8 protein-coding genes and 1 rRNA gene (1 of these 9 only partly in view) are annotated in these 11,442 nt (G+C 41.7%); all 9 read left to right on the forward strand.

Features of this window, described 5'->3' with window-relative positions; all coding sequences use genetic code 11:
* The first annotated feature begins 36 nt into the window (after nucleotides 1–36).
* A complete protein-coding gene (gene dnaA, locus MHB45_RS24535) occupies nucleotides 37–1,386 on the forward strand; it encodes a chromosomal replication initiator protein DnaA (protein WP_034316187.1) in 1,350 nt (449 codons plus the stop codon).
* A 193-nt stretch (nucleotides 1,387–1,579) separates the two neighbouring features.
* Nucleotides 1,580–2,716 (forward strand): DNA polymerase III subunit beta, encoded by a 1,137-nt coding sequence (dnaN, locus tag MHB45_RS24540; protein ID WP_054398443.1) that lies wholly within the window; start codon nucleotides 1,580–1,582, stop codon nucleotides 2,714–2,716.
* A 216-nt stretch (nucleotides 2,717–2,932) separates the two neighbouring features.
* Nucleotides 2,933–3,145, forward strand: coding sequence for a S4 domain-containing protein YaaA (gene yaaA, locus MHB45_RS24545; RefSeq protein ID WP_034316192.1), 213 nt, complete (start codon nucleotides 2,933–2,935; stop codon nucleotides 3,143–3,145).
* A 21-nt stretch (nucleotides 3,146–3,166) separates the two neighbouring features.
* A complete protein-coding gene (gene recF / locus MHB45_RS24550) occupies nucleotides 3,167–4,285 on the forward strand; it encodes a DNA replication/repair protein RecF (protein ID WP_048687943.1) in 1,119 nt (372 codons plus the stop codon).
* 12 nt (nucleotides 4,286–4,297) lie between these two features.
* Nucleotides 4,298–4,561, forward strand: a complete 264-nt coding sequence (gene remB / locus MHB45_RS24555) for an extracellular matrix regulator RemB (RefSeq protein ID WP_034316197.1) — start codon at nucleotides 4,298–4,300, stop codon at nucleotides 4,559–4,561.
* Nucleotides 4,562–4,635: 74 nt separating this feature from the next.
* Complete coding sequence (gene gyrB, locus MHB45_RS24560) at nucleotides 4,636–6,561, forward strand: DNA topoisomerase (ATP-hydrolyzing) subunit B (RefSeq protein ID WP_034316251.1); 1,926 nt, start codon at nucleotides 4,636–4,638, stop codon at nucleotides 6,559–6,561.
* Between the two features lie 95 nt (nucleotides 6,562–6,656).
* Nucleotides 6,657–9,209: a DNA gyrase subunit A gene (gene gyrA, locus MHB45_RS24565; RefSeq protein WP_048687939.1), complete on the forward strand. Its 2,553-nt coding sequence runs from the start codon at nucleotides 6,657–6,659 to the stop codon at nucleotides 9,207–9,209.
* Nucleotides 9,210–9,588: 379 nt separating this feature from the next.
* The gene (locus MHB45_RS24570) at nucleotides 9,589–10,038 is read left to right on the forward strand and encodes an HD-GYP domain-containing protein (RefSeq protein WP_142398533.1); all 450 of its coding nucleotides are present in this window, start codon (nucleotides 9,589–9,591) and stop codon (nucleotides 10,036–10,038) included.
* A 477-nt stretch (nucleotides 10,039–10,515) separates the two neighbouring features.
* A 16S ribosomal RNA gene (locus MHB45_RS24575) occupies nucleotides 10,516–11,442 on the forward strand; it runs 624 nt beyond the window's last position.

Below are 11,442 nucleotides of genomic sequence, written 5' to 3' on the forward strand. Positions count from 1 at the left end.
AATGATTAAAATTTTTTTTGCAAAGGAGGGATAAGTTTGGATAACATCGATAGCCTCTGGAACCAGGCGCTCGGAAAAATCGAAAAGAAAATCAGTAAGCCAAGCTTTGAAACTTGGCTTAAATCAACCAAGGCTTATTTACTGCAAGGTGATACATTAACAGTCACCGCTCCCAATGAATTTGCCAGGGATTGGCTTGAAGAACGCTATTCCCACCTTATTTCCGATGTATTGTTTGAACTTACTGGTGAGGAATTGGAAGCAAAATTCATCATTCCCCCCAATCAAGAAGATGATGATTTTGCCGTTCCTGTTCAGCCTAAAAAGATAAAAAAACAGGATAAAGAGCATGCTGCATTTCCACAGCATATGCTTAATGCGAAAAATACATTCGATACATTTGTCATCGGCTCCGGCAATCGTTTTGCCCATGCCGCGTCTCTCGCTGTCGCAGAAGCTCCGGCCAAAGCCTATAATCCCTTATTCATATACGGGGGCGTCGGCCTTGGAAAAACTCATTTAATGCATGCAATCGGGCATTATGTTCTAGAGCATAATCCGAATGCGAAGGTCGTTTATTTATCGTCTGAAAAGTTCACGAATGAATTCATCAACTCGATCCGGGACAATAAAGCTGGGGAATTCCGTGATAGATACCGAAGCGTGGATGTTTTATTAATTGATGATATTCAATTTCTTGCGGGAAAAGAACAAACTCAAGAAGAGTTTTTCCATACATTCAATGCGCTGCATGAAGAAAGCAAACAGATCGTCATCTCGAGTGACCGCCCGCCAAAAGAGATACCTACACTAGAGGATCGCCTCCGTTCAAGGTTTGAGTGGGGCTTGATCACGGATATCACGCCGCCTGATCTGGAAACGCGGATTGCCATATTGCGTAAAAAGGCAAAAGCTGAGGGTCTTGATATCCCGAACGAAGTCATGCTCTATATAGCCAACCAAATCGATTCCAATATTCGTGAGCTTGAGGGTGCACTTATTCGTGTCGTCGCTTATTCTTCATTGATCAATAAAGATATAAATGCCGATTTGGCAGCTGAAGCATTAAAAGACATCATTCCTAGCTCAAAACCTAAAATAATCACCATCTTGGAAATCCAGAAGACGGTCGGTGAACATTATAGTGTCAAACTTGAGGATTTCAAGGCGAAAAAACGGACTAAATCCGTGGCCTTTCCAAGACAGATTGCCATGTATCTTTCCAGGGAATTGACGGACTCTTCCCTGCCCAAGATAGGTGATGAATTTGGAGGCCGCGATCATACGACCGTCATCCATGCGCATGAAAAAATCTCTAAACTCATGCAAACGGACACCCAGCTTCAACGTCAGGTTAAAGAAATCCAGGACCAGCTGAGGGTATAATGGATTCTGGATAATGTGAATAACTGGCGACTACTTACACACAGTCTGTCCACATGTGGATAGACTGTTTTTCCTTAGGTTGAGTGGACTTATCCACATATCAACAGGACCTACTACTATTACTACTATCTTTTTTAATAAAAATTATTAATAAATATGCCTATTCGGCAATAAAAAAATTGGAGGATGAAACATGAGATTTATAATCCAAAGAGATCGATTAGTTCATAGTGTCCAAGAAGTAATGAAAGCAGTCACATCAAGAACGACAATTCCGATCCTAACAGGGATAAAGATAAGCGTTACTAGTGAGGGGGTCACTCTAACAGGCAGTGATTCAGATATTTCCATCCAATCATTCATTCCCGCTGAGGTTGACGGTGATGAGATTGTTGAAGTTAAAAGCAGCGGCGGTATTGTCCTGAATGCCCGTTTTTTCAGTGAAATTGTCAAAAAGCTGCCGATGGATACTGTAGAAATTGAAGTGGAGAATAACTTTCAAACGATTATTCGCTCGGGAAAAGCTGAATTTAATCTAAATGGACTGGATCCTGAGGAATATCCGCATCTTCCGATCATTGCAGAAGAAAATATTTTCAAACTTCCAACGGACCTTTTAAAGACCCTTATCCGCCAAACTGGCTTTGCAGTGTCCACGTCAGAAACACGCCCTATCTTAACAGGTGTAAACTTGAAGGTTCAAGATGACGAATTGACCTGTATTGCAACAGATAGTCATAGGCTTGCAATGAGAACAGCCAAAATAGAAAATAAAATTAACGGGACCTATAGCGTTGTCATCCCAGGTAAAAGTCTGAATGAGTTAAGTAAAATCCTTGATGATACAAACGAACTCATTGAAATCGTCATTACCGAAAACCAAGTACTTTTCAAAGCTGAAAATTTATTATTCTTCTCAAGACTTCTTGAAGGCAATTATCCCGATACATCACGATTGATTCCATCAGATAGCAAAACCGATGTGACTGTTCACACCAAGGATTTCCTTCAAGCGATCGACAGGGCTTCTTTATTGGCCAGAGAAGGAAGAAATAATGTCGTTAAATTGACAACCCTGGAAGGCCGTATAATCGAAGTCTCTTCCAATACTCCTGAAATTGGTAAAGTAATTGAGGAAGTTCAGGCAGAAGCCATTGAAGGTGAAGACCTGAAGATCTCATTCAGTGCCAAATTTGTAATGGATGCTCTAAAGGCATTGGAAGGTTCCGATATAAAGATTAATTTCACAGGTGCAATGCGTCCGTTTGTCATTCGTCCGCTACATGACGATTCCATGCTGCAATTAATTCTCCCGGTAAGAACTTACTAAGCTAAAATAATATTTCAAAAAAATTAAAGGCTTGTGTAGCAGGTCTTTAATTTTTTTATATAGATAGATTTCCAAAGGGTTTTTGGCGTTTTTTAAATGCTGTACGGAACGCTTAATCGCTAAAAATAAGAACTGAAAAAGCTATACTTTGTCTTAATGGGATTAATTTAGTAAAATGAAATATTAAAGACTACTTAGAAATGAGTGAGGCATGAAATGGACTCCATAAAAATCAATACTGAATATATTACGCTTGGACAATTCCTGAAATTGGCCGATTTAATCCAAAGCGGCGGAATGGCGAAATGGTTCTTAAGTGAATACGAGGTTTACATTAATGGCGAATTAGACGTGAGAAGAGGCAGAAAATTAAGATCAGGTGATAAAATAGAGATTCCTGGATTTGGCACCTACACAATTACAAGCTAAAACATAAGGGAAGAGCGGAATATGTATATTGAAAATATAAGTTTGAAAAATTACCGCAACTATACCGAATTGAATCTGACTTTTGAGAATAAAGTCAATGTAATCCTCGGCGAAAATGCTCAAGGAAAAACAAACGTCATGGAATCGATTTTCGTTTTAGCAATGGCAAAATCTCATCGCACCTCAAATGATAAAGAACTTATTCGCTGGGATGAAGAGTATGCTAAAATAGAGGGAAGAGTTAGAAAGAGAAATACCTCAATACCACTTGAGCTGACCATTTCAAAAAAAGGGAAAAAGGCGAAGTGCAACCATATTGAACAAAGAAAGTTGAGTCAATATGTCGGAAATATGAATGTGGTCATGTTTGCGCCTGAGGATCTAAACCTTGTAAAGGGAAGTCCTCTAGTCAGACGCCGTTTTATAGATATGGAAATTGGCCAGGTTTCTCCCGTATACCTTCATGATATGAGCCAATATCATAAAATACTTCAACAAAGAAATCATTACTTAAAGCTTCTGCAGACCCGGAAACAAACGGATACGACGATGCTTGACGTGCTGACCGACCAATTTATTCAGTATGCAGCGAAAATTGTCGAAAGAAGATACGAGTTTCTTTTAAAGCTCCAGCAATGGGCAGAGCCGATTCATTCGGGGATCTCCAGAAATCTAGAAGTATTGAAAATCCAATATAAACCGTCGCTTGATGTATCAGAATCTATGGATTTGACGAAAATGATAGAAGTATACACAGAAAAATTTGATAAAATAAAAACAAGGGAAATTGAACGGGGTGTAACACTGGTAGGTCCTCATCGTGACGACCTGGTTTTTTTTGTGAATGACCGTGATGTCCAGACATACGGTTCACAAGGACAACAGCGCACAACGGCCCTGTCTTTGAAACTTGCCGAAATTGAGCTGATCCATGAAGAAATCGGCGAGTATCCCATTTTATTATTGGATGATGTGTTATCGGAACTTGACGATTTCCGTCAATCCCATTTACTGAATACGATACAAGGGAAAGTGCAAACATTCGTGACGACACCCTCCGTTGATGGAATCGATCATCAAACCCTAAGAGAAGCGTCCACCTTTTATGTTAGTCAAGGAAGTATAAAAAAGGTTAAATGATGAGGTGAATGTATGTATCTCCATATTGGTGAAGACATTCTTGTGAAAACGGACGATGTCATAGCCATTTTAGATAAGAAGCTGCTCCAGGCCTCTCCAATCATGAGTGAATTTTTGGAGAAAAAATCTGATGTAACTTCCCATTTAGCAAAAAACTCGGTTAAATCGATTGTAGTGACGGACAAACAGGTATATTATTCACCGCTTGCGTCGTCCACTTTGAAAAAGCGTTCACTGCAGCCATCGCTCTTAATCGATGATATAGATATTCTTTGAATTGTAGCTAAACGTTATAATTACTCCTTAAAATTGATAATGCCAAAAGAAAAGTGTAGGTGATACGTATGACAATGGAACAAAAAGAAGTACAAGCTCAGGCATACGATGAGAATCAGATACAGGTTTTAGAAGGCTTAGAAGCAGTTCGTAAACGTCCGGGGATGTATATCGGCACTACCTCTGCAAAAGGACTTCACCATCTTGTTTGGGAAATTGTCGATAATAGTATTGATGAGGCACTAGCCGGTTTCTGTACGGAAATCAAAGTGACGATCGAAGAAGACAATAGCATAACCGTAGTCGATAATGGTCGGGGAATTCCTGTGGGGATCCATGAAAAAATGGGACGCCCAGCTGTAGAAGTAATCATGACGGTCCTTCATGCGGGCGGTAAATTTGGCGGCGGAGGTTATAAGGTCTCCGGCGGTCTGCATGGTGTGGGGGCATCAGTAGTTAATGCCTTATCCACGGTATTGGAAGTTTACGTTCATCGTGAAGGTAAAATCCATTATCAGCAATTTAACCGCGGTATCCCAAAAGAAGATTTGAAAATCATCGGGGAAACCGATCATACCGGAACGACTGTACACTTCATTCCTGATGGTGAAATCTTCACGGATACCCTGGAATATGACTTCGATACATTAGCCACACGAATCCGTGAGCTTGCATTCCTGAATAAAGGGTTGAAGCTGATCATTGAAGATAAACGTGAAGAAGAAGAAAAAATCAGGGAGTTCCACTATGAGGGCGGTATCAAATCTTATGTTGAGCATTTGAACCGTTCTAAAGAGGTATTGCATGAGGAACCGATTTTCATGGAAGGCGAGAAAGATGGAATTTCCGTTGAATTGGCTTTGCAATATAATGACAGTTATATCAGTAATGTCTTTTCTTTTGCTAATAATATCCATACCTATGAAGGCGGTACACATGAATCAGGATTCAAGACTGCTTTGACCCGTGTCATCAATGATTATGCACGGAAAAATGGTCTTTTAAAAGAAGCTGATGCCAATTTCTCAGGTGAAGATGTCCGGGAAGGCTTAACGGCAATCATTTCGATTAAGCATCCTGATCCACAATTTGAAGGTCAGACGAAAACCAAACTCGGAAACTCTGAGGTAAGAACGGTTACTGATTCCATTCTTTCGGAACGACTTGATGCCTTCTTATACGAAAATCCTGCCGTGGCCCGAAAAATTGTAGATAAAGGGCAAATGGCAGCGAGAGCCCGATTGGCAGCGAAGAAAGCACGTGAATTGACCCGGAGGAAAAGTGCTTTGGAAGTATCCAATCTACCAGGTAAATTGGCAGATTGTTCTTCTAAGGACCCGAGTATCAGCGAATTATACATCGTTGAAGGAAACTCTGCGGGAGGATCGGCAAAACAAGGGCGGGACCGCCATTTCCAAGCTATCTTGCCGCTAAGGGGTAAAATCCTTAATGTTGAAAAAGCGCGTTTGGACAGAATCCTGCATAATGAAGAAATAGGTACGATCATCACAGCACTTGGTACAGGGATTGGTGATGAATTCAATACTGAAAAAGCTAGATACCATAAAATAGTTATCATGACCGATGCGGATGTGGATGGTGCCCATATCAGAACACTGATGTTGACATTCTTCTACCGGTATATGCGAAAAATCATCGAGTATGGATATATATATATTGCTCAGCCGCCACTTTTCAAGATTCAGCAAGGGAAAAAAGTGGATTATGCTTATAATGACCGCGAGCTTGAAGAAATCATGGCAAGTTTGCCAAGTACTCCAAAGCCTAACCTGCAGCGTTATAAAGGGCTGGGGGAAATGAATCCGGAGCAATTGTGGGAAACGACCATGAACCCAGAAACGAGAACGCTGCTTCAAGTCAGTTTGAAAGATGCCGCCGAGGCTGATGAAACTTTCGAGATGCTGATGGGCGACAAGGTGGAACCGCGACGTAACTTCATTGAAGAAAATGCAATTTATGTAAAAAATCTTGATATCTGATTTTTGACAGGATGCTTTTTACATCCTGTTCTTTACATAGTGCACGAACAGTTAAACTTAAATGAGATATAAGCTTTTAATAGGAGGTTGGCTCCATGTCAGAAAATGAAAGATCAGGTGTTAAAGAAATAAATATAAGTACCGAGATGCGGACATCGTTTTTGGATTATGCGATGAGCGTTATCGTGTCGCGGGCTTTGCCTGATGTAAGGGACGGTTTGAAACCGGTACACCGAAGAATTCTTTATGCAATGAACGATCTTGGAATGACTTCGGATAAACCATTTAAGAAATCAGCCCGTATTGTCGGGGAAGTTATCGGTAAATATCACCCGCATGGTGATTCGGCAGTATATGAAACGATGGTACGGATGGCGCAACCTTTTAACTATCGCTATATGCTTGTGGATGGACATGGGAATTTCGGTTCGGTCGATGGTGACCAAGCTGCCGCAATGAGGTACACCGAAGCGAGAATGTCGAAAATCTCGATGGAGTTACTCCGGGACTTAAATAAAGATACGGTCAATTTCCAGGATAACTACGATGGTTCAGAAAGAGAACCAGCCGTCATGCCTGCCCGTTTCCCGAACTTGTTGGTGAATGGTTCATCAGGAATAGCGGTAGGAATGGCAACCAATATTCCGCCCCATCAATTAGGTGAGGTAATTGACGGCGTATTGGCTTTAAGCAAGAATCCTGAAATTACAATTCCAGAGTTGATGGAATATATTCCTGGTCCGGACTTTCCGACAGCCGGTTTGATTTTAGGGAGAAGCGGAATCAGAAAGGCCTATGAAACCGGTAAAGGGTCAATCATTCAACGGGCGAAAGTCGAGATTGAAGAGAAACCGAATGGTAAACAGGTAATCCTTGTTAAGGAAATCCCTTATCAAGTGAATAAAGCAAGATTGATTGAAAAAATTGCAGAACTTGCCCGAGATAAGAAAATCGAAGGCATCACCGACTTACGGGATGAATCGGATCGCAATGGCATGCGTATTGTCATGGAGCTTCGAAAGGATGTTAATGCGAATGTCCTTTTAAACAACCTGTATAAGCATACCGCGATGCAGACCACCTTCGGAATCAATCTGCTTGCTTTGGTGGACGGTCAGCCAAAGGTGCTGAATTTAAAACAATGCCTGCGCTACTACTTGGAGCATCAGCAGGTAGTCATACGGCGCAGGACTGAATTTGAACTGCGGAAAGCGGAGGCACGTGCCCATATTTTAGAAGGTTTGCGTATTGCACTTGATAATTTGGATGCAGTCATTTCGTTGATCCGCAGTTCCCAAACGACAGATATTGCCCGTGAAGGCTTAATGACACAATTCTCACTTTCCGAAAAACAGGCGCAAGCTATCCTGGATATGCGTTTACAGCGCTTGACAGGTCTGGAACGTGAAAAAATCGAAGATGAATATCAGGCATTAATGGCTATAATTGCAGAATATAAAGCGATTCTTGCTGATGAGGAAAAGGTTCTTGAAATTATCCGTGAAGAGCTTCTTGAAATTAAAGAACGTTTTGATGATAAACGGAGAACTGAAATCACATTAGCCGGCTTTGAAAGCCTGGAAGATGAAGATTTAATACCAGAGGAAAATATAATCGTGACACTTACGCATAACGGTTATATTAAACGCTTGCCTGCAACCACATACCGCAGTCAAAAACGCGGGGGGCGCGGAATACAGGGTATGGGAACGAATACAGATGACTTTGTCGGTCACTTGTTAACCACTTCGACTCATGACACTCTATTATTCTTCACCAACAAAGGTAAAGTCTATCGTTCAAAAGGATATGAAATACCTGAATATGGCAGGACGGCAAAAGGATTGCCGCTTATCAACCTGTTGGAAGTCGATAAAGGCGAGTGGGTCAACGCAATCATACCTGTGAAGGAATTTGCGGACGATTGGTATTTATTCTTCACGACCAGACATGGTATATCAAAGCGTACACCTTTATCGTCTTTTGCAAATATCCGTAATAACGGTTTAATTGCCCTAGGTTTACGTGAAGATGATGAATTGATCTCTGTCCGACTTACGAATGGAGAGAAACAGATCATAATTGGAACGAAGTCCGGAATGATGATTCGTTTCCCTGAGACGGATGTACGGACAATGGGACGTACTGCAGCAGGAGTAAAAGGGATTTCCTTAGGGACGAATGATGAAGTTGTCGGAATGGAAATTCTTGAAGATGATGAAGAAGTCCTGATCGTTACGAAAAACGGTTATGGAAAAAGGACCTCTGCGGAAGAATACCGTATTCAAAGCCGTGGAGGCAAAGGAATAAAAACATGTAATGTCACTGAGAAAAATGGTGAACTTATAGCCGTGAAAACAGTTACGGGTGAAGATGAAGATTTGATGCTGATAACAGCAGCTGGTGTATTGATCCGAATGGAAGTCGAAGGCATTTCTAAAACGGGCCGTAATACACAGGGTGTTAAGCTCATCCGACTCGAATCCGCAGATAATGAATATGTTTCTACGGTGGCCATCGTAGGAAGGGAAGAAGAAGAAGAAAAAGACATGGATATAGAGGCTGTAACAACTCTAGATCCGGATTCTGATCCTGAACCTACTGTAAATGAAGAAAATGAAGAAACTGAAAAAGATACGGAAGAATAATCTTTTCCTGAAAAAGGGGTTCGGAATTAAAATTCCGAACCCCTTTTGAAATTCCCTTTGATTATTTTTAAAACAATGAGAAAGCGGGAGTATCCGTAGGCAACGCTCAATTTGTATAAACCGTAAAAAAACTGTAGACCCAGCAATAAAGCTGGGTCTTTTTTGCATTAGCTCGGTTTCAAAGTGATATCAGAGTGTTCGGGTTTGGGTAAAAAGACTCGTTTGTTTCGAAGTGATTTCCTAATCCCCCTTATGGACAAGGCTTTAGAGGAACCAGAAAACATTTTGATGCTGCACCACTATTGCAAATAAAGAAGAATATGTATTTCATCATGCTATTTCCATTGGATTGATAGACATCAGCCCTATTGCATTTAAAATGAAATGCAATAGGGCTGATGTCTATCAAGCTGCAATTGGCGGATGTCTGGCAGATTGCGGGATGGCAAAACTGCCACCAAGTTTATTAAATAAAAGGGAAAGCCTGACGGCAGATTATTATAAGGAGATACATGCCCATCCCATTTTCAGCTACAAGATGATAAAGGATAGTTCCATCATTAAGGATAGTGTGAAGGTAGCCGTTCTAGAGCATCATGGAAGGTTAGATGGAACGGGTTATCCCAAAAGATTGAAAACAAAGCCCATGAACTTATTTACAAAAATCATTGCTGTTGCAGATGTATTTCACGCCATGACTTCCGAAAGGGCATATAGAAAGAAACAGTCACCGTTTAAGGTATTGGAAATGATCTTCCATGATGACTTTGGTAAATTTGATATTGCGGTAGTTAAAACCTTGTTATCAAGCTCACTAATTTTTCCATAGGAAGCCGGGTCAAACTGAACAATGGATTCATCGCTGAAATCATTTTCATTGATGCCGGCTCGCAAACAAGACCGGTCGTAAAGGTGATGGATAGTGGGCAAATTATCAATTTAGGGATTAATCGTGAATCATATATAGAAGAAATACTATAATGTTTAAAGAAGAATTCCACTCTTGAAATGTAAGCTTTTTCTTCTTGATCAGGGGTAAATCATAGTATTTGAAATCTATGAATGGATGTATATTATTTATTTTAAAATAACTATTGCTTTTATTCCTGATACTAGATATAATAACTAAGTCGACAGCGAAAGAATAAAGTCGTTGACAAGAAATAATATAGATGATATATTATTAAAGTCGCTTACGAAGTAACGACGATAAATCGCTCTTTGAAAACTGAACAGAACAAAGCGCCAACGTTAAATTTTAAGTGAGCACACACTATCAAAAAAGCAAATGAGCAAGTCAAACATTTCTTCGGAGAGTTTGATCCTGGCTCAGGACGAACGCTGGCGGCGTGCCTAATACATGCAAGTCGAGCGAATCGATGGGAGCTTGCTCCCTGAGATTAGCGGCGGACGGGTGAGTAACACGTGGGCAACCTGCCTATAAGACTGGGATAACTTCGGGAAACCGGAGCTAATACCGGATACGTTCTTTTCTCGCATGAGAGAAGATGGAAAGACGGTTTACGCTGTCACTTATAGATGGGCCCGCGGCGCATTAGCTAGTTGGTGAGGTAATGGCTCACCAAGGCGACGATGCGTAGCCGACCTGAGAGGGTGATCGGCCACACTGGGACTGAGACACGGCCCAGACTCCTACGGGAGGCAGCAGTAGGGAATCTTCCGCAATGGACGAAAGTCTGACGGAGCAACGCCGCGTGAACGAAGAAGGCCTTCGGGTCGTAAAGTTCTGTTGTTAGGGAAGAACAAGTACCAGAGTAACTGCTGGTACCTTGACGGTACCTAACCAGAAAGCCACGGCTAACTACGTGCCAGCAGCCGCGGTAATACGTAGGTGGCAAGCGTTGTCCGGAATTATTGGGCGTAAAGCGCGCGCAGGTGGTTCCTTAAGTCTGATGTGAAAGCCCACGGCTCAACCGTGGAGGGTCATTGGAAACTGGGGAACTTGAGTGCAGAAGAGGAAAGTGGAATTCCAAGTGTAGCGGTGAAATGCGTAGAGATTTGGAGGAACACCAGTGGCGAAGGCGACTTTCTGGTCTGTAACTGACACTGAGGCGCGAAAGCGTGGGGAGCAAACAGGATTAGATACCCTGGTAGTCCACGCCGTAAACGATGAGTGCTAAGTGTTAGAGGGTTTCCGCCCTTTAGTGCTGCAGCTAACGCATTAAGCACTCCGCCTGGGGAGTACGGCCGCAAGGCTGAAACTCAAAGGAAT

The organism is Peribacillus sp. FSL K6-5616 (assembly GCF_038008245.1).
Lineage (GTDB): Bacteria > Bacillota > Bacilli > Bacillales > DSM-1321 > Peribacillus > Peribacillus frigoritolerans.

Coding starts and splice junctions, on each gene's coding strand:
- dnaN (WP_054398443.1), top strand. CDS start 1,580: ATGAGATTTATAATCCAAAGAGATCGATTAGTTCATAGTGTCCAAGAA.
- yaaA (WP_034316192.1), top strand. CDS start 2,933: ATGGACTCCATAAAAATCAATACTGAATATATTACGCTTGGACAATTC.
- recF (WP_048687943.1), top strand. CDS start 3,167: ATGTATATTGAAAATATAAGTTTGAAAAATTACCGCAACTATACCGAA.
- remB (WP_034316197.1), top strand. CDS start 4,298: ATGTATCTCCATATTGGTGAAGACATTCTTGTGAAAACGGACGATGTC.
- gyrB (WP_034316251.1), top strand. CDS start 4,636: ATGGAACAAAAAGAAGTACAAGCTCAGGCATACGATGAGAATCAGATA.
- gyrA (WP_048687939.1), top strand. CDS start 6,657: ATGTCAGAAAATGAAAGATCAGGTGTTAAAGAAATAAATATAAGTACC.
- MHB45_RS24570 (WP_142398533.1), top strand. CDS start 9,589: ATGAAATGCAATAGGGCTGATGTCTATCAAGCTGCAATTGGCGGATGT.